The organism is Leucobacter celer subsp. astrifaciens (genome assembly GCF_001273835.1).
Taxonomy (GTDB): Bacteria; Actinomycetota; Actinomycetes; order Actinomycetales; family Microbacteriaceae; genus Leucobacter; species Leucobacter celer.
The window spans coordinates 99,003-119,960 of the sequence record NZ_JHEI01000138.1; the positions used below are offsets into that span (position 1 = coordinate 99,003).

At 70.8% G+C, this 20,958-nt stretch carries 18 protein-coding genes; 9 read left to right on the forward strand and 9 right to left on the reverse strand.

Annotated features, from left to right (window positions below; genetic code table 11):
• Window positions 1–34: 34 nt before the first annotated feature.
• Window positions 35–1,315, reverse strand: a complete 1,281-nt coding sequence (locus AMS65_RS11885; RefSeq protein ID WP_053384381.1) for a GNAT family N-acetyltransferase — start codon at window positions 1,313–1,315, stop codon at window positions 35–37.
• Window positions 1,316–1,451: 136 nt separating this feature from the next.
• Between AMS65_RS11885 and AMS65_RS11890 the strand changes: the two genes are divergently transcribed.
• Window positions 1,452–2,819, forward strand: a complete 1,368-nt coding sequence (locus AMS65_RS11890) for an MFS transporter (protein WP_053384382.1) — start codon at window positions 1,452–1,454, stop codon at window positions 2,817–2,819.
• 189 nt (window positions 2,820–3,008) lie between these two features.
• On the opposite strand, the gene AMS65_RS11895 is transcribed toward AMS65_RS11890, so the two are convergent.
• The 3 genes from AMS65_RS11895 to AMS65_RS11905 all read right to left on the reverse strand — a co-directional run bounded on the left by AMS65_RS11895 (window position 3,009) and on the right by AMS65_RS11905 (window position 5,767).
• Window positions 3,009–3,704 carry a TrmH family RNA methyltransferase gene (locus tag AMS65_RS11895; protein ID WP_053384383.1) on the reverse strand — a complete coding sequence of 232 codons (696 nt, stop codon included), beginning with the start codon at window positions 3,702–3,704 and terminating at the stop codon, window positions 3,009–3,011.
• A gap of 109 nt (window positions 3,705–3,813) precedes the next feature.
• Complete coding sequence (locus AMS65_RS19105) at window positions 3,814–4,884, reverse strand: methionine ABC transporter ATP-binding protein (RefSeq protein WP_083451663.1); 1,071 nt, start codon at window positions 4,882–4,884, stop codon at window positions 3,814–3,816.
• Entirely contained in the window at window positions 4,871–5,767 is an 897-nt protein-coding gene (locus tag AMS65_RS11905) for a MetQ/NlpA family ABC transporter substrate-binding protein (protein WP_083451664.1), read from the reverse strand. Before AMS65_RS11905 ends, AMS65_RS19105 begins: the two co-directional genes overlap by 14 nt.
• 186 nt (window positions 5,768–5,953) lie before the next feature.
• Between AMS65_RS11905 and AMS65_RS11910 the strand changes: the two genes are divergently transcribed.
• Window positions 5,954–6,628, forward strand: coding sequence for a methionine ABC transporter permease (locus AMS65_RS11910; RefSeq protein ID WP_053384448.1), 675 nt, complete (start codon window positions 5,954–5,956; stop codon window positions 6,626–6,628).
• 111 nt (window positions 6,629–6,739) lie between these two features.
• Here AMS65_RS11910 and AMS65_RS11915 read toward each other — a convergent pair whose 3' ends face one another.
• Complete coding sequence (locus tag AMS65_RS11915; protein WP_053384384.1) at window positions 6,740–8,137, reverse strand: LLM class flavin-dependent oxidoreductase; 1,398 nt, start codon at window positions 8,135–8,137, stop codon at window positions 6,740–6,742.
• 55 nt (window positions 8,138–8,192) lie between these two features.
• On the reverse strand, window positions 8,193–9,377 hold the full coding sequence (locus tag AMS65_RS11920; protein ID WP_053384385.1) for an SfnB family sulfur acquisition oxidoreductase: 1,185 nt from the start codon (window positions 9,375–9,377) through the stop codon (window positions 8,193–8,195).
• 304 nt (window positions 9,378–9,681) lie between these two features.
• Between AMS65_RS11920 and aspS the strand changes: the two genes are divergently transcribed.
• From aspS to AMS65_RS11945, 5 genes are all read left to right on the forward strand, one after another.
• Window positions 9,682–11,025, forward strand: coding sequence for an aspartate--tRNA(Asn) ligase (gene aspS / locus AMS65_RS11925; RefSeq protein WP_241489431.1), 1,344 nt, complete (start codon window positions 9,682–9,684; stop codon window positions 11,023–11,025).
• Between the two features lie 310 nt (window positions 11,026–11,335).
• Window positions 11,336–12,022, forward strand: a complete 687-nt coding sequence (locus AMS65_RS11930) for a hypothetical protein (RefSeq protein WP_075200971.1) — start codon at window positions 11,336–11,338, stop codon at window positions 12,020–12,022.
• Window positions 12,023–12,166: 144 nt separating this feature from the next.
• The gene (locus AMS65_RS11935) at window positions 12,167–12,802 is read left to right on the forward strand and encodes a S24/S26 family peptidase (protein WP_053384387.1); all 636 of its coding nucleotides are present in this window, start codon (window positions 12,167–12,169) and stop codon (window positions 12,800–12,802) included.
• Window positions 12,799–13,572 (forward strand): hypothetical protein, encoded by a 774-nt coding sequence (locus AMS65_RS11940; protein ID WP_053384388.1) that lies wholly within the window; start codon window positions 12,799–12,801, stop codon window positions 13,570–13,572. Before AMS65_RS11935 ends, AMS65_RS11940 begins: the two co-directional genes overlap by 4 nt.
• Complete coding sequence (locus tag AMS65_RS11945) at window positions 13,569–15,485, forward strand: choice-of-anchor G family protein (RefSeq protein ID WP_053384389.1); 1,917 nt, start codon at window positions 13,569–13,571, stop codon at window positions 15,483–15,485. Before AMS65_RS11940 ends, AMS65_RS11945 begins: the two co-directional genes overlap by 4 nt.
• A gap of 5 nt (window positions 15,486–15,490) precedes the next feature.
• On the opposite strand, the gene AMS65_RS11950 is transcribed toward AMS65_RS11945, so the two are convergent.
• Entirely contained in the window at window positions 15,491–17,185 is a 1,695-nt protein-coding gene (locus AMS65_RS11950) for an FAD-dependent oxidoreductase (RefSeq protein WP_053384390.1), read from the reverse strand.
• Window positions 17,186–17,253: 68 nt separating this feature from the next.
• On the opposite strand from AMS65_RS11950, the gene AMS65_RS11955 reads away from it, so the two are divergent.
• The gene (locus AMS65_RS11955; protein WP_053384391.1) at window positions 17,254–17,805 is read left to right on the forward strand and encodes a helix-turn-helix domain-containing protein; all 552 of its coding nucleotides are present in this window, start codon (window positions 17,254–17,256) and stop codon (window positions 17,803–17,805) included.
• 267 nt (window positions 17,806–18,072) lie between these two features.
• Here the strand turns inward: AMS65_RS11955 and AMS65_RS11960 are convergent, their stop codons facing one another.
• The gene (locus tag AMS65_RS11960) at window positions 18,073–18,576 is read right to left on the reverse strand and encodes a VOC family protein (RefSeq protein ID WP_053384392.1); all 504 of its coding nucleotides are present in this window, start codon (window positions 18,574–18,576) and stop codon (window positions 18,073–18,075) included.
• A 104-nt stretch (window positions 18,577–18,680) separates the two neighbouring features.
• On the opposite strand from AMS65_RS11960, the gene AMS65_RS11965 reads away from it, so the two are divergent.
• Window positions 18,681–19,484, forward strand: a complete 804-nt coding sequence (locus AMS65_RS11965; RefSeq protein WP_053384450.1) for a helix-turn-helix domain-containing protein — start codon at window positions 18,681–18,683, stop codon at window positions 19,482–19,484.
• A gap of 86 nt (window positions 19,485–19,570) precedes the next feature.
• Here AMS65_RS11965 and AMS65_RS11970 read toward each other — a convergent pair whose 3' ends face one another.
• A complete protein-coding gene (locus tag AMS65_RS11970; protein ID WP_053384393.1) occupies window positions 19,571–20,896 on the reverse strand; it encodes an alkylhydroperoxidase domain protein in 1,326 nt (441 codons plus the stop codon).
• Between the last annotated feature and the right edge of the window lie 62 nt (window positions 20,897–20,958).

Sequence of the window (20,958 nt, forward strand, 5' to 3'; positions counted from 1 at the left end):
GAGGGACCGAGGGGCCCGGCGCGAGGCCCCCGCGTCAGAACACCCAGTCGGCGCCCGCCGCGACGGGCCAGGACCACGCCGTCGCGGCCCGCGCCAGCGCCTCGGGCCGGCGCACCGTGACGAGCCCCGCCTGCGCGAGCGCCGCGAGCGAGACGGCCCCGAGGTGCGCGGCACCGAGCTCCCGGATGTCGAGCACGAGGTCGGCCTCGGCCTCGCTGCGCGACACCTCGACCGCGCCGTGCGCCTCCGCCCGCACCCGCCACCGTCCCGCGTTCTGCGGCAGCAGGGCGTCCGTCACCTCGAGCACCGCGTCGACGGGTGCGGCGTAGCGACGGTCCGAGAGCGCTCGGGGAAGATCGAGGATCCTGATCCACTGCAGATCGTTCGTCACCGGCATCGCTCCCCGGGCATCGACGAGAAGCGACAGGATCGGATCGTCGACCGGCAGCGGGCCGGTCTCGACGCGGGCCATGAGGTCGAGGTCGAGCAGCACCGACCACAGGCGGTGCGCCGCAGCGGCGTCGAGCGCCACGGCGTCGCGCAGCTGCACCGTCCCGTCCGCGGTGTTCCGGTTCCAGAGGGACTTCCGCCGGAAGCGGGCGTAGCCGCGCGGTGCGCCGGAGGCGTCGCGCACGATGAGCACCCGCTGCGTCTCCTGCCCCCGATGCAGCTCGGGCGGATCCTGATCCGCGGCGCGCCGCAGCTCCGGCGTCTCCCAGCTCGCCCACCCCGGCCGCCCGATCCCCTCGGGCACGCGCGCATACTCGCGGTGCAGCGCCGCGATCTCGTCTCCGTGGCGGGCGGCGTCCCACTCCGCGAGCTCGACGCGGAGCTCGTCGGCGCCGGGCACGGGACGCAGCCCCGCCCCGCGCGGAATCGTCAGCGAGACCTGCGACGCCGCCATGCCGTATCCGAACCGGCCGTAGATCGCGGCCTCGGCCGCGTTGAGTCCTGAGAAGGCCTCCCCGCGCTCGAGGCAGTCGGCGAAGTGGTGCGCGATCATCTCGCGCAGGATCCCGCGCCGGCGATGCCCCGGATGCACCGCCACCCAGGTGAGCCAGCCGCAGGGCGCTTCGGCCCCCGGCACGGGAAACTCCCGCAGCGCGTAGGCGCCGTACATCGCGGCGAACTCCCCGCTCAGCGCCGCGTCGTGCTCCACCGCCCAGGTGCGGCCCCAGGGAATGGGATGCTCCACGGCGAGCAGATCCTCGAGCGGGATCTCCGTGGGGAACGCCCAAGAGTCGAGTCGCAGCACCTGCTCCAGGTGGCCGCGGTCTTCGAGGCGGGTGAAGCGGTAACCGTCGGGGAGCGTCATGCTCTCCAGTATCCCGGATCCGAAAAGTTACAACTGTGTCACAATCATCGAACAGACACACAGGTGTGGCGTATCGCACCGCGTAAAATACGTTGAGTCTCTGAATGATTCGATATTTGGACAAGGAAGTCACATAATGACACAACTGGTCGCCGCCAGCTCCACCCGAGAGCGCCGGAAGGTCGTCGCAGCATCGGTGATCGGCACCACTATCGAGTGGTACGACTTCTTCATCTACGCGTTCGCCGCCAACCTCGTGCTGGCCAAGCTCTTCTTCGAGCCGGCGGGTGAGAGCATGATGCAGATCCTCTCGCTGCTCACCATCGGCCTCTCCTTCCTCTTCCGCCCGCTCGGCGCCTTCCTCGCCGGCCACTTCGGCGACAAGCTCGGCCGCCAGCCGATGCTCGTCATCACGCTGCTGCTCATGGGCGTCGCGACCGTCGGCATCGGGCTGCTGCCCACGTACGACGCGATCGGTCTCGCCGCACCCGTCATCCTGATCCTGCTCCGCATCCTGCAGGGCCTCTCGGCCGGCGGCGAGTGGGGCGGCGCGGTGCTGATGTCGGTCGAGCACGCGCCGAAGGGCAAGCGCGGCCTCTACGGCATCTTCCCCCAGCTCGGCGTGCCCTTCGGCATGCTGCTCGCCTCGGCCATGCTCGCGATCATGCGCGTCGTCGCACCGGGCGACGCCTTCGAGGAGTGGGGCTGGCGCGTGCCGTTCCTGTTCTCGGTCGTGCTGATCGTCGTGGGCTTCATCATCCGCAAGACGGTCGACGAGTCGCCGGTCTTCAGCGAGATCAAGCAGACCCGCCAGCAGGAGTCGGCGCCCATCGTGCAGGTGTTCAAGATGCACCTGCCGCTCGTCATCCTGAGCGCGCTGCTCTTCGCCGGCAACAACGCCGTGGGCTACATGCTCACCGGCGGCTACGTGCAGGGTCTCGCGTCGCGCCCCGAGGACCAGGGCGGCCTGGGCTACGACCCGGTGCAGGTGCAGCTCGCGGTGCTGACCGCGGCCATCGTGTGGGCGATCTTCACCTTCCTCTCGGGCCCGCTCTCCGACCGCTACGGGCGCAAGCCGATCATGAACCTCGGCTGGATCGTGCAGGCGCTGGGCGTCATCCCGCTCTTCCAGTTCGTGTTCAACGGCGGCGTCGGCGGCGTGCTCCTCGGTACCTGCCTGCTCGCAGTGGGCCTCGGCCTCACCTACGGCCCGGCCGCGGTGTGGTTCGCCGAGAGCTTCCCGGCATCCGTGCGCTACTCGGGCATCTCGATCAGCTACGCGCTGGGCGGCGTCATCGGCGGAGCGTTCGCGCCCACCATCGCGCAGCTCCTGCTGCAGTCGTTCGGCACGACCTGGGCGATCGTCGTCTACCTGCTCGTCATGACGTCGCTCGGGCTGTTCGCGAGCCTGACGCTGAAGGATCGCTCCAACATCCCGCTCGATCTCGAGTTCGAGCGCAGCGGGCAGTGGAAGAGCTGGACCCCCGCCAAGACCGAGGCGTAGCGCTTCCGCTCCCTCAGCCTCGCTCTGAATCTCAGCCTCGAACGGGGTCGTCCGCGCAACGCGGGCGGCCCCGTTCGCCGTTTCAGCGAGACAGCCCGTTCACGTTTCGCCCCGGCACCGGACCAAATGGGAGTCGCGTTCTGTCGCTTCGTTCTGAACGTTGCGGCAGAACGCGACTCCCGCTTTCGTCTAGACGGCAGCGCCGGGCCGCAGCGGCGAGTGCTGCTGCACCCAGCTGTACATCGCCACCGCCGCCGCCGCGCTCGCGTTGATCGAGCGGGTCGACCCGTACTGCGTGATCTCCACGACGGCCTCTGCCGCGGCGATCGCCTCCTGGGTGAGCCCCGGCCCCTCCTGCCCGAACAGCATCACGCAGCGCTCGGGCCACTCGAAGGTCTCCATGGGCACGCAGCCCGGCACGTTGTCGATCGCGATGATCGGGATCCCCTCGGCCGCGGCCCAGGCCGCGAGCGCGTCGACCCCCTCCCGGTGCACGACGTGCTGGTAGCGGTCGGTGACCATGGCCCCGCGCTTGTTCCACCGGCGCCGGCCCACGATGTGCACCGTGTCGGCGGCGAACGCGTTGGCGCTGCGCACGATCGACCCGATGTTCATGTCGTGCTGCCAGTTCTCGATGGCCACGTGGAACGGGTGGCGGTGCTCGTCGAGGTCGGCCACGATGGCCTCCATGCGCCAGTACCGGTAGCGGTCGACCACGTTGCGGGTGTCGCCGTGCTCGAGCAGCTCGGGGTCGTAGTGATCCTCGCTCGGCCACGCATCGCGCCCACCGGGCCACGGGCCCACCCCCGCCGTCGTGCGCTCGGGGTGCTGGGGCGCTGGGGCGGCGGGTGCGGCGGCCGATTCGGGATCGCGGGTCTGAGTCACCCGCCTATTCTCGCAGTCCGGCAGCGGCCCGGGATCCTCCATCGACACGCTCACACGGTGGACGGCGACAGGCTCAGGGCGAGGAACCGGCGCAGAAGGCGGCGCGGCGTCAGGCCGGGAGCGGCTCGAGCCTGAACGGAGCACGATCGGTGATCGCGGGCTCGGCGTCGGTCTCGAACACGAGATATCCCTGCGAGTGGCCCTGCACCGTGCGGATGTCGCTCTTCAGTACGCGGATGTCCGGCGCGAGCCGGGAGACCTCAGCGATCCCGATGGGCGCGTCGCCGTCGAAGCGGATGACGTAGCGGTGCCGTGCCAGTCGGGGCATCTCGGCGACTGCGGCCTCGATGTCACCGAGGCGATCGCGGCGCGCGGCGCGCACCAGCTCGGCTGTGACGGGATGCGCCGGGTCGCTGAAGATGCGCCAGGTGGGCCCCTGCTCGACCACTCGGCCGCCGTCGACGATCGCCACCGAATCGGCGATCTCCTCGACCACCGACATCTCGTGCGTGATGAGCACGACCGTCACCCCGCGGTCGCGGTTGATGCGCCGGATCAGCCCGAGAATGGAGCGGGTCGTCTCGGGGTCGAGCGCCGAGGTGGCCTCGTCCGACAGCAGGATCTCGGGGTCGTGCACCAGAGCGCGGGCGATGGCCACGCGCTGCTTCTGCCCGCCCGACAGTCCCGCCGGGTAGGCGTGCGCCTGATCCACGAGCCTGACGAGGGCGATCAGCTCGGCGACCCGACGGTCGATCTCGTCCTCGGACGTCCCCGCGAGACGCAGCGGCAGCGCAACGTTCTGCCACACGGTCTTCGACGTCATCAGGCTGAAGTGCTGAAAGATCATGCCGGTCTTGCGGCGCTGCTCCGCGAGCTCGGCACCACGGGCGCCGGTGACCGGGACGCCGTCGATCAGCACCTCGCCCGAGTCCGGCTCGGCGAGCAGGTTGATGGTGCGCAGCAGCGTCGACTTGCCGGCGCCACTGCGCCCGATCACTCCGAAGATCGAGCCGCCCGGGATATCGAGGTCGACGCCGTCGAGCGCGTGGAACTCCCCCTTGCCGCGGCCACGGGTGAAGGTCTTGCGCAGGCCGCGCAGGGAGATGGATCCGCGGGCGGGCGCGACCAGTTCCTGTCCGATCGCGCCGCCCGCATCGTCCTCGTTCTCAGAACGCGACATCGATGGAGCCCTCGTACTCGGCGAGGATGAACTCCCGCACCGCCTCCGAGTTGAGGGCTTCGTTCAGCGCCACGATGCGGGGATCCTCGACGAGTTCCGGACGTGTCACGAGGTACTCGGAGTAGAGCTCATTACCCTTGTCGGTGAAGATCGCGCTGAGCGGATCAATACCCACGTCGAGTGCGTAGTTGGCGAACACGAAGGCGACGTCGACCTGGTCGATCGAGCGGGCCAGCTGCGCCCCCTCGAGCTCGGTGATCTTCAGCTCGCGCGGGTTCTCGACGATGTCGTTGATGGTCGAGCTGGGATCACCCGGGTTCGCGAGCACGATGAGCCCCTCCTGCTCGAGCAGTGTGAGGGCGCGGCCCGCGTTGACCGGGTCGTTCGGGATCGCGATGCTGGCACCGTCGGCGACCTCGTCGAGGCTGTCGAACTCGTCGGAGAAGGCGCCGAAGGGCTCGATGTGCACGGGGACCGTGGGCACCAGGTCGGTGCCGTTCTCGGCGTTGTAGTTGTCGAGGAACGGGAGGTACTGGTAGTAGTTGGCGTCGAGCTGGCCGGACGCCAACTGAGCGTTGGGCTGGATGAAGTCCTGGAACACCACGATCTCGAGCTCGATGCCCTGCTCCGCGAGGATCGGCTTCACGACCTCGAGCACCTCGGCGTGGGGCACGGGCGTGGCACCCACGACGAGCCTCTGCGTCGCCTCGGCACCGCCTCTCGGGATGAGGAGCGCGGCAAGGATCGCGGCGGCCGCGATGACGGCGAGGATGACCGCGATGAGGACACCGCGCTTCTTCGACTTGCCGCGGCGGGCTGCGGCGTCCGCGGCCAGCGACTGGGCGTCGTCGCCCGTGCCGGCGGGCTCTGTGGTGCTGCTCATGAGTTCTCCTCTGGATCATGCGGTGGAATCGTGCGTCGAGATCGCGCCGTCGCCCGCTCGGTGCCGCTCGGAGCGGAGCGGTGCACTGCATGAATGGTAGGGGCGACGCACGCCCTCGCATTGTTTCGCGGTAATGATGAGAAATATTCGCGGGCGTTATGTCCGCGGGTGGCGATGATGGTCAGCATGGACCGCTATCTGCCCAACGTGCACTGGCCCGAGATCGCCGAGGCTCTCGGCGAGACCGTGGTGATGCTCGTCGTCGCACTCGCCTGCACGGTGGTGCTCGCGCTGCCGCTCGGGATCCTCATGTACCTGAGCGGCAAGGGGCACATCCGCAGCAACCCGCTCGTGCACGGTGTGCTCTCCGCGGTCGTCAACATCATCCGCTCGGTGCCGTTCATCATCGTGATGATCGCCGTGCTGCCGCTCACCGCACTGCTGGTGGGCACCACGCTCGGCGTCGCGGGCGCGATCCCGCCGATGGTGATCGCCGCGACCCCGTTCCTGGCCCGGCTCGTCGAGATCGCGCTGCGAGAGGTCGACCACAGTCTCATCGAGTGCGGGCAGTCGATGGCGGCGAGCACCCGGCAGATCGTGCAGTACATCCTGCTGCCGGAGGCGCGCCCAGCGCTGCTCGCGGGCATCACGGTCACCGCGATCGCGCTCATCGACTACACGGCCATGTCGGGCGTCCTCGGCGGCGGCGGACTCGGCGATCTCGCGATCCGCTACGGCTATCAGCGGTTCCAGACCGACGTCATGATCGTCACCGTCGTCATCCAGATCATCCTGGTGCAGGGGATCCAGCTGCTCGGCGACTGGGCGGTGCACCGCTTCAGCCGCGCCCGCCGCGCGTAGCGGCCGGTGCCGGGCGGAGTGACGACCGCCGGTTGAGCGACCGACGACGGGGGAGTCGGAACTGCGATTTCGACTCCGCTGCGCTCCGCTCAATCGGCGGGCGTGGCGGCACTACGCGCCGTCGATGCGCACCTGCGATGCCGGATGATCCGCGCCCGGCCGCGCGTCCGAGCCGCCCAGCTTCTCGCGCAGCGTGCCCGACTCGTATCCGCGCTTGAAGCGGCCGCGCGTCTGCAGCTCGGGCACGAGATGCTCGACGATGCCGCGCAGCGTCTCGGGCTGCGAGACCGCGGCGAGGTTGAATCCCGACACCCCGGTCTCCTCGACGATCTCCTCGATCGTGTCGGCGACGGTCCCGGCCGAGCCGACGATCACGGGGCCGTCGCCGCCGATCCTGGCGTAGTCGGCGATCTCGCGCGGTGTCCACACCCGATCGGGGTCGGCGTCGGTGAATGCGGCGAGCGCCGACTGGATCGCGTTGCTGCTGTGCCCGGCGAGCGGGGCATCGGGGTCGAGCTTCGCGAAGTCGATGCCGGTCCAGCCGGACATGAGCGTGAGCGCTCCCTCGGGCGAGGCCACCTCGAGGTACTCCTCGAAGAGCTGTCGCGCGTGGGCGTCGGTGTCCGACACGATGACGGTGAGCTGGTTGAGCACGGGCGGCGTCTGCGCACGGCCTGCCTCTGCGGCGGCCTCACGCACGGCCCGCACCTGCTTCTTCAGCACGGTGCGGGTCGGTGCTGCGACGAAGACGTGCTCGGCGTGCCTCGCGGCGAAGCTCACGCCCCGGGATGAGGCCCCCGCCTGGTAGATCACGGGGGTGCGCTGCGGCGACGGCTCGGAGAGGTGGAAGCCGGGCACGGTGAAGAACTCGCCGCGATGCCCGATGGAGTGCACGCGCTCGGGATCCGCGAAGACGCCCGTCGCGGCGTCGGCGACGATGGCGTCGTCATCCCAGCTGCGCTGCCACAGCTTGTAGCAGACCTCCAGGTATTCCTCGGCGATGTCGTAGCGGCGGTCGTGCGATACCTGGCCTTCGAGGCCGAGGTTGCGCGCACCGGAGCCGAGGTAGGAGGTGACCACGTTCCATCCGACCCGGCCCCCCGTGAGGTGGTCGAGCGTCGACATGCGCCGCGCGAACGGGAAGGGGTGCTCGAACGAGGTCGAGGCCGTGACCCCGAATCCGATGTGCTCGGTCACCGAGGCGAGCGCGGGCACCAGCTGCAACGGGTCGTTGACGGGAACCTGCACGCCTCCGGCGAGGGCCGCCTCCGGCCCTCCGCCGTAGACGTCGTAGGTGCCGAGCACGTCGGCGAAGAAGATCGCGTCGAGCAGGCCTGCCTCGGCGGTGCGGGCGATGTCGAGCCAGTAGGGCAGCTCGGTGTATCGCCGGCTCTGGTCGGCGGGGTGCCGCCACAGGCCCGGCGACAGGTGGCCAACCGTGTTCATGGTGAACAGGTTGAGGTGGATGCGCTGCTCGGCGCTCGGTTCAGCGCGCTGCTCGGTGCTCATGCTGTTCGGTGCCGCCTTCGAGGATCGGGATCGCGGGGTGGGACGCCGTCCGGCGTCACAGCCAGGAGTGACGAGCGGGCAGGGTCCCGTTGAGCACGTAGTCGCCGATGGCGTAGTTCTTCCAGCGCACGGGGTCGTGCAGCGTGTGCACGCGGGCGTTGCGCCAGAAGCGGTCGAGGCGCTTCTCCCCCAGCGTCGAACGGGTTCCTCCGAGCTCGAGCAGGCGGGTCGACGCCTCGAGGGAGACCTCGGTGGTGAGCACCTTCGCACGGGCCACCGCGATGGAGGCGGCCGCCACGTTGTGCTCGTCGGGGGCGGGCTTGGCCGCGTCGATCGCGCGGGCCGCCTCGCGGGTCAGCGCCTCGGCCGCGCGGATGTCGATGTCGAGGCGGCCGATGATGTTCAGGGACAGCGGATCCTTCGTCGCGGACTCGACACCGGCGTCGATCCACGGCCTCGACGCCCGGGTCGCCGCGAGGGTTTCGCGGAACGCGCCGCGAGCGATGCCGAGGTCGATCGCGGCGGTGGTGATCTGCGCGAGAGGGCCGGCCAGCGTGGGGTTGTCGTATTCCTTGTACATGGGGAACACCCGGCTCGCGGGAAGGCGCAGATCCTCGAGCACCACCGATCCGCTCGCCGTGGCGCGCTGGCCGAAGCTCGACCAGTCGTTGACGACGGTGAGGCCGGGCGCGTTCTTCTCGGCGAAGACGAGCAGCTCGAGGCCGTCCTCGTCGACGGCGAGCACGGGGATCCAATCGGCGTAGATCGACCCGGTGGAGTAGAACTTTCGGCCGTTCACGACGACCTCGTCCCCGTCGCGCACGAGCTTGGTCTGCAGATCGCCCACGTTCTTGCCGCCGAGCTCGCTGAAGGCGTTGGCGAAGCGGCTGCCCCGCAGCACGAGGCCGAAGAAGAACTCCTGCTGCTCGGCGGTGCCGCTCAGCCTGACATCCTCGACGAGGCAGAAGTGGTTCTGCGGGATCTGCGCGAGCGAGCTGTCGGCCTCGCCCACGATGGCGATGACCTCGGCCACCGTCTCGAGCGAGACGTCGGCGCCGCCGTGGCTCTTCGGCACGGTGATGGCCCACAGGCCTCGCTGCGAGAAGTCCTCGACGATATCCTGCGGGATCACCCGGTCGGCGTCGATCGAAGCGGCGCGCTCGAGCACCGAGTCCCTGAACTCTGCGGCCTGCGCGAGCGCTTCCTCATCGGAACGGATCACGTGAGCGGGTGACGACATGCCGGTCTCTCTTTCGCGGGGCCTGGCGGCTCGATCAGCGGATCCCCGGGGCGGCGGATCACGCTGCCTCAGTCTAGGTTTCCGGAATTCACCCGCCAGAGCAGTACGGGGTTTATTACACAATGTGTCCCGCCTCCCTCGTGAGCCGATCGAGCGGGGCGCAGCGGGGCGCACCGGGGTCGGAATCACCGCCTGCGGGCGCCTGAGGTTTCGACTTCCGCTCCGTCGTCGCCCCGCTCGGCCGGGGGCGTGCTGAGACTCCGCCCGTTCCTCGTGATCCTCACACGCCCAGTAGACTAGGCGGGTGACTGAGCGTGTATTGATCAAGGATCTGGCCGCCCGCGAGGACGGCACCGTGCGTGTTTCCGGCTGGGTCGAGAAGGTGCGCGACCAGCGCTACGTGCAATTCGTGGTGCTGCGCGACGAGTCGGGTGCGGTGCAGCTCGTCAACGGCGGCGTGCTGCGCGAGCCCGATCCCGAGAACCCGCGCTCCGACATCCTCGTGCCGCGCACGCAGACGATCTCCGAGCTCACCCACGGCACCTTCATCACGGTCACGGGCGAGCTGCAGCACAACGAGCGCGTGAAGCTCGGCGGCGTCGAGATCCAGATCGAGACGATCGAGGTCGTCACCAAGGCCCTGCCCGACAACCCGATCGCGGCCGACAGCGGCATCGATGTGCGCCTCGACTGGCGCTTCCTCGACCTGCGCCGCCCCGAGCAGAACCTCATCTTCCGCATCCAGACCACCTTCCTGCACGCGCTGCGGCAGGTCTGGGTCGACCGCGGCTTCATCGAGATCCAGACCCCGAAGCTCATGGCGTCGGCGTCCGAGTCGCGCGCCGAGCTCTTCGAGGTCGAGTACTTCGAGGGCCAGGCGTTCCTCGCGCAGAGCCCGCAGTTCTTCAAGCAGATGGCGCAGGCGGCCGGCTTCGGCGGCATCTTCGAGGTGGGTCCGGCGTTCCGCGCCGATCCCTCGTTCACCTCGCGCCACGCGACCGAGTTCACCTCGATCGACACCGAGATCAGCTGGATCGACTCCCACGAGGACGTCATGGAGCTGCACGAGGAGCTCGTCGTCGCGGGCCTCTCCGCGGTCAAGGACAAGCACGGCGAGGAGATCCAGAAGCTCTTCGGCATCGAGCTCGAGGTGCCGTCCCGCCCGTTCCCGCGCATCCCGCTCGCCGAGGCGAAGGAGATCGTGAAGGCCGAGGGCTACGAGGTGCCGCGCGCCGACGCCGACATGGACCCCGAGGGCGAGCGCCGCATCGCCGCCCACGTCAAGCAGAAGTACGGCCACGACTTCGTGTTCCTCACCGACTACGATGCCTCGATCCGCCCGTTCTACCACATGCGTGACGCCGAGAACCCGCAGCTCACCAAGAGCTACGACCTCATCTACCGCGGCACCGAGATCTCCACCGGCGCACAGCGCGAGCACCGCATCGAGGTGCTCGAGGCGCAGGCCGTCGAGAAGGGGATGGACCCGGCGGAGCTGTCGTTCTACCTCGACTTCTTCCGCTACGGCGTGCCCCCGCACGGCGGCTTCGGCATGGGCCTGGGCCGCGTGCTGATGCTCATGCTGCAGCAGTCGTCGATCCGGGAGGTCACGTACCTCTTCCGCGGCCCGAACCGCCTGCTGCCCTGACCGCGGCCGGTTCAGGATCGCGACGGCGCCCCTCCGCTTCGGCGGAGGGGCGCCGTCGGCGTCTGTGCCCTTCTCCGCGGGAAACGGCATCGCGCGGGAGCTGCCGCAATGGGCGATATCGCATTGTGGCCGATCTCTATTCCCTTTCAACCCCGACAACTGCTACTCTCCATCTCACCGGGGAACATTTGGGAAGCGCATAGCGCTCTCTCATCCGGCGCGTACGGGGAAATATGCGCGCAGGATGGTCGCCGTCGACCGCCAAGCCTCTCCATACGCAATATGTGGGACAACAACGGGGAGGTCTGTCGTGGGAACCAATCAATCGTCATCTCGCAGGAACCGCAAGATCGCGGCCATCGCGGCCGGAGCGCTCGTCGTCGGACTGGGAGCCACCTACACGCTCGCCACGTGGACCGACTCCGAGTGGGCCTGGGGCGGCGCCAACGGCGACCCCGGCATCGGCACGGGGACCTTCGAGGTCGTGCAGAACGCCACCTCGCCCTTCGACGATGCGGCAGCCAACTGGGCGGATCACGAGACCGCGCCCGGCGACGAGCTCACCTTCACCGCGGGTGCGCTGGCTCTGTCCCCGGGGGACACTGTCTACGCCCCGGTCGCCCTGCGCACGATCGAGGACTCCGAGGGTGCCACTGTCACGCTGCAGAGCGCGGTGGCCGCAGCCGGGATCACGGTCGACGACGATCTCGGAGCCCTCTGGAACGCGATCACGGTCTCGGTCTATACCGAGCAGGTGAGCGCCCCGGCCACCGACCCCACGAACGCGTGCGACGCAGCGTCGATCGCCGACTGGGGGTCACCGATCGCCGGCATCACATCGCTCGCAACGGCGGCCTCGGCGACGCAGACGCTCGCCGCCGACGAGGATTCGACGCAGCACTACTGCTTCGCGCTCACGCTGCCGACCGGATCGCCCGACACTCTCCAGGGTCGTACGATCGCGCCCGCATGGGAGTTCCGCTCGACTTCGAACTAGCGGATGCGACGAGCGGCGGGCAGGCGAAGCACCGCGCCGGATTGACACCCCGGTACCCCGGCTATCGCCGGCTCGCCCGCTCGGCAGAACTCGCATCTCATCGACGGACAGCCGTCCCCGCTCCTCCTACCCAAGAAGGTGCGCATGGCCAGCAAGATCCTCGGCACCGCCGTCACGGCGCTCATCGTGGCGGCGGCGCTCGGGCTTGCCTGCTGGTTCGCCTTCTCCGCGGCCACCGGGGCGACGCTCGTCACGTTCCGAACGGGCTCGATGAGCCCCACGATGCCGCAGGGCGCCGTCGCGGTCACGCTTCCGGCGCAGGCGGCCGAGCTCCGTGTCGGGGACGTCGCGACCGTGCAGCGCGCGAACGAGCCGATGCCCGTGACGCACCGTGTGGTCGAGATCCGCGAGGTGGAGCCGCAGGCCGGCAACGCCCCGGATCTGCGCGCCGCGATGCCGGGTGAGCGTCCGCCCGACCCGCTCGATCCCGCTGCCCGCGAGATCGTGATGCAGGGCGATGACAACACCACCCCGGACCACCTGCCGTACATCGTCACCGAGGTGCGCCGGACCGTATTCGCCGTGCCTCACGCGGGAACCGCGCTCATGCTGCTGCAGACGCCGATCGGCACGGGGACATTGATCCTGGGAGTGGGAGCCCTCGTCACCTGGGCGTTCTGGCCGCGCCGCGCCGACGCTGATCCGGAGGCAGAAGCGGAAGCAGAAGCAGAAGCGGAACCGGGAACAGAACCGGAACCGGCCGAGGAGGTGCTGCGATGACCGCGCCGACGCACCGGGCCCGCACGTTCACGCTGCTGCTCATCGGCGTGTTCTCGGCCATCGCCTTGCTCGGGCTCACGCTGACGACCGCTCGGGCATCGGCCGTGTTCCAGGAGATCGCCGAGACCGGGCGGCCGGGATATCTGAAGCTCGGCGCGCACTCCGCGACTCCGCTCCAGGCGAAGCTCCGCCCCGGCGAGTCGACGCACTGGCTCATCGAGGCGTCTCTCCTCGACGCGGAGAGGAGCACGCTCGCGGTCGAGCTCGACGCATCGGGGGAACTGCTCGACGTCTCGGAGATGACCGCTCAGATCACGGCGTGCGCGGGCGCGTTCGAGTTCGGAGCCTCCGCAGGCTCCGGCGCCGAGTTCGAAGACGCCGAAGCGGACATCCGCTGCCTCGGTGAACGCACGGCCGTGCTGCCGCCGACCTCGCTGCTGCAGCTCGTTCGGAACGGAGACCGCTTCACCCTCGCCGAGCTGCGACGAGGTGCGCCGCGGCAGCTGCTCGTGCAGCTGTCGATCCCGGCATCGGCCGACGCCGACGCCCTGGCGGATCGGACGGCCCGCATCGGCCTCGGCGTGCACGCCGACGGCGAGGACGTCGCGCGCCCGGCGCAACCGGTCACCCCGCGCGAACCGCGGCTCCCGGTCACCGGAGCCGATGCGCTTGCGCTCGGTGTGCTCGCCGTCGGGCTCATCGGCCTCGGCGGGAGCCTCGCGCTGCGGCGTCGCGCTTGCCCCGCTCCCTCTCGCCGGAGCGCGTCATGAGCACCGGCCGGCGGTACGGGACCCGAGCGGCAGGGCGGCGATCCGGCGCGGAGGTGCGGCGCGGGGCGGCAACGCGGCGCGGGATCGGCGCTCTCGCCGCGGTGGCACTGGTCTCGACCGCGCTCGTCGCGCAGGGCGGGGTGGTGACGAACGCGGCATGGAACGATGCCGAGTGGACTCACGCACCCGCCGTCGGAACGATCGACTGCGCAGACGCCGACGGCGCCTTCGCCACCCGAGGCGAAGGGCGGGCGCTCAGCGGCTCGTTGCTGGGCATCGATCTCGACAGCGCGGCCAAGGTCTCCGGTGTGCGCGTCACCAATGACGGGTCGTCCGCGACGCCGACGCCGGCCACCGCCGCTCCGGCGAACTCTGTCATCGATGCATACGCGGACCCGCTCGATGCATCGGCGCTGAACACCGTGAATCTCGGGCTCTCGGGTCTGCTCCAGCTCCCGCTCGACACCGACACCGGTCTCATCGGGCAGTACGCCCAGGCCCGCACCGATGGCGATGCGGTCGGCGCCAGCGGCTACATCACCAATGCTGGCGGCATCAACACCGACGGGCAGGAAGCCGACTATCCGGACATCGCGACGCTCCGTCTCTCGGACCTGCTGAACTCGCTCGGCTACGACATCGGCACGGCGACTCAGGGAGTGACCGATCTGTCGCTCAGCATCGGAGCGGTGGCGGGGCGCGCAGCGCTCGTCGACACCTGCGAAGCGATCTGGAGCGGCGACACCGCAGCAGCGGTGCACCGCGACTACCTCGCGGCCGGGCTCACGACCACCGTGGAGTCCCCGACCGTCGCGGCCCTCACCGGGGCGGTCGATGCCTCCGTCGCGGATGTGCAGGCGGCGTTGAACGGCGTTCTCGGCCAGGCCGGGCTGCTCACGGGCGTCACGACCTCGCTCGTCAACGCGCTCACCAATGCACTCGGCCTGGTCACGGGGCTCCTGAGCCTGCGCGTCGCGCCGAACGGCACCAGCGTGTCTCTCGCCGCGGTAGATCTCCACCTCGCCCCCCTCAACGACTTCCTCGCAGCTCCGATCCAGGACGATGACGGCATCCTCAGCATCGACCTCGCCGGCGGAACGGTGCAGATCGACACCGCGGCCCTCCTCGGCGCCGCCTACGGCGAGACCGGCCGTACGACGCTGAACGGGCTCTCACCGAACACCGACATCTTCGCGGACCCTGCGATGGTCGAAGCGCTCACGCAGGCGCTCGGAAGCGCGCTCACGGGGTGGATCGTCTCCGTCGACTCGCTCCTCGCCTCGGCCGTCGACCTCGCGACCATCACCGTGAACGTCGAGATCCCCTTCCAGCGCTGCAGCCTGCTCGGGATCGGCAGCATCTGCCTCGGCACCTGGCAGGACGCCGGCAGGATCAAGGCGACCGTCTCGGGCACTCTCGGACAGCTGCTCGACGGGAGCGCAACCGTGGTCGTCGACACCTCGGCGCTCAATCTCGGGCTCATCGGCAGCCTGCTGACGCCGCTGCTGGGAGCGGTCACTGGAGTGCTCGGGAGTGTTCTCGGCCCGCTGGTCGGCGGGGTGCTCCAGGGGCCGATCACCAACAACGTGCTGCCGCTCGCGAAGCTCCCCGCGGATGCCCTCGTCTCACTCGGCGGACCGATCTCGGGCGCTCTGGGATCCGTCTTCACCGGGCTCTCCGGCGCCGGCCTCGTCTCGATCACCGTGAACGCGCAGAACCGCCCCTCGTCCGGAGGCCCGGAGCCGCCGGAGTGGTCGACCGGCCTGCCGAACTCTCAGTACGAGATCGCGGCGCTGCGCATCGGGCTGCTCGAGCTGCTGCCCGCCCCGGTGCGACTCTACCTGGGGCGCGGCTCGGTCGGCCCGGTGTGCTCGGCGGCCGGCACTGCGGCCGGCGGCTGCGCCGGATACTGACCGGGTCAGGCGATCCGCTGCGCCACCACGATCGTGTCATCGAGGGTGCCCGGAGCGCCGTCCGGATCGGTCGCCTCTCGGGTGCGCACCTCGGCGGTCACGGTCCACTGCTCGGGATCGAGGTCGAGCGTCGCCAGCTCGCTCTCGGGGCTCGGGAACGGCCCGGGGTGCCCCTCCGCCCACGACGGCGGGGCCGCGTGGGAGATCACGACGAGCCGCCCGCCCGGGGCCACCCGGTCGGCCGCCGCGCGCAGGATCCGCTCGCGCGGCAGCTCCACCGGCGACTGCAGGAAGCTCGCGGTCACGAGGTCGAAGGGCTCGTCGGCGACGCTCCGCGGATTCTCGATCCACTCCCCCAGATCTGCCGCGACGAATCGCGCGTCGATCCCGTCGCGCACCGCCGCGGCCTCCCGGGCCCGGGCGATCGCGGTCTCCGAGAGATCGATGCCGGTCGCGCGCCACCCGCGCTCGGCGAGCCAGAGCACGTCGCCGCCCTCGCCGCAGCCGAGATCCAGCGACCTCCCGGGTTCCCAGCTGCCGGCGGCATCGGCGAGCGTGCGGTTGACGCGCCCCGACCAGACCGGCCCGGATCCGGTGTAGCGGCGCTCCCAGAAGACCGCGGGGTCCTCGTCGGCATCGGCCTCGGAGTGGGCGCCCGCACCGTGCTCGTGCCGGTGGACCGGGCCTCGCTCCGGGTGATGCTTCCGCGCCTCGGCGGCGAGCGCGAAGTCCTCCTCCACCAGTGCGGCGTTCACGGCCGCGCCCGCGAAGGTGCCCGCACCCATCACCATCGGCACCGACGCGAACGAGTTGACCACGTTGCCCGCCGCCCAGATCCGGGGGTGAGTGGTGCGGCCCATTCCGTCGATCGCCAGGAAGCTGCCCGCCGGGGTCTCCGACCGTTCCAGGCCGAGCTCGGCGAGGAAGCCGTCGTGCGGCACCGTCTGGCTCGCGGTGAACACCGCGTCGACGGCGAACTCGCGGCCCGTCTCGGTGCGCACCGCGGTAACGCGGGATCCATCGCCCACGATCTCGGCGACCGGGGCCGGCTCGATCGTCACGCCCCTGGCCTCGAGCGCCCGCGCGGTGTCGGCGTCGAGCACACCCACACCGGCGCTGAACACCACGAGATCCTCGCTCCACTGCCGCAGCAGCTTCGCCTGGTGCAGGCCGAGCGGCGAGGTGGTCAGCACCGCGAGCCGCTGCCGGCGCACCTCCCAGCCGTGGCAGTAGGGGCAGTGCAGCACTCCGCTGCCCCAGTGCTCGGCGAGGCCCGGGATCGGGGGCAGCACGTCGCGCAGGCCGGTCGCGACGACGAGCGCCCGCGCTTCGAGCGTCTCGCCGCCCTCGAGCTCGAGCCGCACGGTGCGCGGCGATCCCGCGCTCTCGCTCCCGGCCCCGGATACCGCGCCCGCCTCAGCGCCGTCGCGCACCGCGAGCACCGAGGCCGCCCGGAACTCGACCCCGTAGGCCTCGGCCTCTTCGCGGCCACGGGCCACCAGTTCGGCGGGCGGGGTGCCGTCGTGACCGAGCACGTTGTGCATGTGCGATGCGAAGCGGTTGCGGGGCCGGCCCGCGTCGATCACGAGCGTGCGACGCAGCGAGCGGCCGAGCGCCTGCGCCGCGCTGAGTCCGGCGGCGCCCGCGCCGATCACGATGGCGTCCCAGACGGCGGGGTTGGAGTGGTGCGTGTTCGTCATGCTCCCATGCTCGCCAGGGCGTGCCATAATTGCAATCAGATTTGCAAAATCAGCAAGGAGTATCCGCCATGGACGAACTGCAGCAGCTCGGCCCGCGCCTGCGCACCGCCCGCCAGGAGCGCGGCTGGACGCTCGATGAGCTCGCGGGGCGCGCCGGCATGTCGGTCAGCACGCTCTCGCGCCTCGAATCCGGCAAGCGCCAGGCGAGCCTGGAGCTGCTCCTGCCCCTCACCCGCCAGCTCGGGATCCGCGTCGACGACCTGCTCGAGCCGCGGGATCGCGACCCCCGCGTGCGACGCCGCGCGATCCAGCGCGACGGCATGACGATCGCCCCGCTCACCCGAGAGGAATCGGAGGTGCGGGCCTTCAAGATCACCTACCATCCCGACACCCCCGAGCAGCCGCTGCGCACGCACGAGGGGCACGAGTGGTTGTACGTGCTCTCGGGGCGGCTGCAGCTGACGCTCGGCGAGCAGGAGCTGGTGCTCGCCCGCGGCGAGGCGGCCGAGTTCGACACGAACACACCGCACCGTATGCGCGCCGCGGGCACCCGCCCCGCCGAGGTCGTCAGCATCTTCAACACGGTCGGCGAGCGGCTGCACCTGCACAGCCACGAATAGGGGTGGAGGCGGTTCGGCGGGCGGTTCGGCTGCCCAGTCCCGCTGCCCGGTCCCGCTGCTCTGACCCGCGACCCGCGACCCTGCCGAGAGTAGGGTTTCGGCGGGGCCTGATCCGGATCACTCGGCACCGAGGGTCGCTGGCGCGTTCAGCTCTCGAAAGACCCGGGCCGGTGCGGGGCAGTGGCCCCGCCGCATGCCGCGCAGAGACGCTCCGCGTCTCTCTGCGAACGACATGCGCACCACGGAATTTGCTGAACGCTGGCGCGTTCAGCCCTGAAAATTCCGTGCCCACTCCCGCACGCGGGCGGCGCTCTCCGCCTCGGAGAGGTCCTCGACGCGGGTCATCACCGACCACCGCACGCCGAACGGATCCCGGATGCTCGCGTAGCGATCCCCCGAGACGAAGTCCGTCGCGGCCTCGCGCACCGTCGCGCCCGCGGCGACCGCGCGCTCGACCGCGTCGTCGACGTCGGGCACGTACAGCCCCATGGAGTAGCAGTCGTCCTCGCCCTCCGGCGGGGCGACCATGTGATAGTCGGGCATCGGCTCGCCGAACTGCAGGCGCCCCGTGCCGAAGTCGAGCTCGGCGTGCGCCACGACTCCGCCCATCTCGGTCACGTCGACCACGCGCGCGCCGAACACGTCGCGGTAGAAGGCGATGGCCTCGGCAGCGCGCGGGATCGCGAGGAACGGCGTGAGGCTGGTGGATCCGTGCGGCATCCCGTTGGTCGTGTGCGCGCCGTTCGCGGCGCGGGTCTCATGAGCGTTCATGCCTTCAGCGTAGGATCGGGCCGAGATCGTCGCTTGTAGATGTGCGCCACGATGGGTGCGCGGAGGTGATCGCCGAGGTGCCCCGATCACCGGAGGGAGACGGCATGGACGAGGATCGGCGCGGCATCCTGTACCCGCAGCGACTCCCCGAGTTCCACCGCGTCACCCCGCCTCCGGGGCTCGCCCACGCGGTGCGCTGGTTCTGGATCCCGGAGTGGTCCCTCCCCGGCGACGAGGAGTCCCGCCAGGAGATCCTCCCCTTCCCCGCCTGCAACCTCGTCGTCGAGCCCGGCAGCATCTCGGCGGTCGGCCCCACCACCCGGGCATCCGAGCGTGTGCTCGCGGGCAGCGGGTGGGCGGTGGGCGCGCTGCTGCGACCGGCGGCGGTGCCCGCGCTGGTGCCGGATCCCGCGAGCTGCCGCGATGCGGAGCGCGCGATCCGGGATCCCGAGCTGCTCTACGGGGTCGTCGCAGCGATGGCCGACGTGTCGGTTCCGGGGTCGGTGCGCCGGCAGCGCGCCGTGGCCGTGCTCTCGCGCTGGGTGCTGGACCGGGTGCCCGTTCCCAGCGCGGACGGCGCGCTCGCGAACGAACTCGCCGAGGCCCTCGCGGATCCCGCGATCACGCGCGTCGACCAGCTCCCCGCGAGGCTCCACACCTCGGCCCGCACCCTGCAGCGGCTCGCCGAGCGCTTCTTCGGCCTCTCACTGCACTCGATGATCCGCAGGCGCCGGCTGCAGGAGGGTGCGCAGCGACTGCGCGAGGACCCGGAGCTCGGGATCGCCGCGCTCGCGAGCGAGCTCGGCTACGCCGACCACGCCCACTTCAGCACCGATTTCAAGGCGCTGCTCGGGGTCACGCCGAGCGAGTACCGCGCCCGGGCCGGTGACGCGGGCGGCTCGGGTTAGCCGGCGCTCGCCGGCCCCGGCCCCAGACCCGGGCCGGGCACGGCACGGGCGCAAGCGGAATCGCGGGCGGGGCCCGGGCTGCGCCCTCAGACCGTGGGCTCGCCCAGCGAGAGCATGAGGCGGTTGGCCCAGTTGAAGAAGGCCCCGGCCTGGATCGCGTCGAGCAGTTCGAGCTCGTCGAGGCCCGCGCCGCGCAGCGCCACGACCTCCGCGGCGCCGAAGCGGGAGGGCGTCGCGGTGAGCGCCACCGTCGCGTCGATGAGCGCGTCCCACTGCGTGCCGAAGCGCGCGGTCACCCCCTCGTCGAGCAGCCGCTGCACCTCGGCGCGGTCGGCGCCCTGCTCGGTGGCGAAGCGCGAGTGCACCGAGGCGCAGAACACGCAGCCGTTGAAGCGCGACGCGGCGGCGGCCGCGAGCTCGCGCTCCGCGCGCGGCAGGCCCGCGTCGGCGTTGTGGAAGATGTCGAGGTCGGTGAGGGTGCGCTCGAGCAGCGCCTCGGGATCGCGCGCCAGCACCCGGAAGTAGGGCATGTGCACGCGCTCGCGCTCGACGAGCGCCTCGTAGTGCCGCTCGGTGAACTCGGCCACCGGGAGCGGCTCGAGCCACGGCTTCCACCCGAGCGAGTCCTGGGTGAAGCGCGGCGGCTCGGTGACCCGCGGCGCAGGCGGCAGCTGCTCGGCGGCGGCAGCCCCGGCGCCGGGATCCCCGGCACCCGCCGCGAGCTGCGCCTCGGCGGCTCGTGCGACCTCGCCGGCAAGCGCGGCCAGGTCGTCCGCGGCGACCGCGGCGCCGCCGTCGGCCCGACGCACGGCGTCGAGCCCGTGGGCGACCCGCAGTTGGAACGTGAGGAAGGCGATGAGCTGCGAGAGCGTGACGACGCCGGTGCTGCTCCAGCCGGCATCGAGCAGTCGCTGCAGATGCTCGCGCGCCGCGTCGCGCGGGTGCAGCACCAGCAGGTGGGCGTGCTCGAGCGCGGCGGCGAGCCGGTCGCCGAGGGCGTAGGCCGCTTCGACGGACGCCACGGTGTAGACGGGGCCCTCGGTGCTCTCCGGCGCGTTCTCGGCGTGGAACGCCCCGTAGGGTCCGGATCCCGCCGCCCGCTCGGCCTCGGCCACGATCAGGGGCTCGACGCCCTCCCCGCCGCCGGTCTCGCGCAGCAGCGCACCGTAGAACGCGACGGCGGCCGGCTGCGCGTGCAGTCGCGCCACGAAGAGCGCGACGGCGGCGCGCTCGGACAGCGACACCTGCGAGTCGTCGACCGGCAGGAACAGGGCCCCGAAGCTGCCCTGGGCGTGGTCGCGCGCGTCGGGTCGGCGCCGGCGGGCCGCGTCGAGCGCGTCACCCGCGCTGATCCCGGTCAGCGCATCGATGATGTCGGTGGTCGGAGGTACGTTCGGTGCGTTGGAAGGCATGAGGTTCCGTTCGGAGAGGAGCGGTCGATGAGTGGTCAGGAGCGGCGGGCGAGAGGAAGGGA

Coding starts and splice junctions, on each gene's coding strand:
- AMS65_RS11885 (WP_053384381.1), bottom strand. CDS start 1,315: ATGACGCTCCCCGACGGTTACCGCTTCACCCGCCTCGAAGACCGCGGC.
- AMS65_RS11890 (WP_053384382.1), top strand. CDS start 1,452: ATGACACAACTGGTCGCCGCCAGCTCCACCCGAGAGCGCCGGAAGGTC.
- AMS65_RS19105 (WP_083451663.1), bottom strand. CDS start 4,884: ATGTCGCGTTCTGAGAACGAGGACGATGCGGGCGGCGCGATCGGACAG.
- AMS65_RS11905 (WP_083451664.1), bottom strand. CDS start 5,767: ATGAGCAGCACCACAGAGCCCGCCGGCACGGGCGACGACGCCCAGTCG.
- AMS65_RS11910 (WP_053384448.1), top strand. CDS start 5,954: ATGGACCGCTATCTGCCCAACGTGCACTGGCCCGAGATCGCCGAGGCT.
- AMS65_RS11915 (WP_053384384.1), bottom strand. CDS start 8,137: ATGAGCACCGAGCAGCGCGCTGAACCGAGCGCCGAGCAGCGCATCCAC.
- AMS65_RS11920 (WP_053384385.1), bottom strand. CDS start 9,377: ATGTCGTCACCCGCTCACGTGATCCGTTCCGATGAGGAAGCGCTCGCG.
- AMS65_RS11935 (WP_053384387.1), top strand. CDS start 12,167: ATGGCCAGCAAGATCCTCGGCACCGCCGTCACGGCGCTCATCGTGGCG.
- AMS65_RS11940 (WP_053384388.1), top strand. CDS start 12,799: ATGACCGCGCCGACGCACCGGGCCCGCACGTTCACGCTGCTGCTCATC.
- AMS65_RS11945 (WP_053384389.1), top strand. CDS start 13,569: ATGAGCACCGGCCGGCGGTACGGGACCCGAGCGGCAGGGCGGCGATCC.
- AMS65_RS11950 (WP_053384390.1), bottom strand. CDS start 17,185: ATGACGAACACGCACCACTCCAACCCCGCCGTCTGGGACGCCATCGTG.
- AMS65_RS11955 (WP_053384391.1), top strand. CDS start 17,254: ATGGACGAACTGCAGCAGCTCGGCCCGCGCCTGCGCACCGCCCGCCAG.
- AMS65_RS11960 (WP_053384392.1), bottom strand. CDS start 18,576: ATGAACGCTCATGAGACCCGCGCCGCGAACGGCGCGCACACGACCAAC.
- AMS65_RS11965 (WP_053384450.1), top strand. CDS start 18,681: ATGGACGAGGATCGGCGCGGCATCCTGTACCCGCAGCGACTCCCCGAG.
- AMS65_RS11970 (WP_053384393.1), bottom strand. CDS start 20,896: ATGCCTTCCAACGCACCGAACGTACCTCCGACCACCGACATCATCGAT.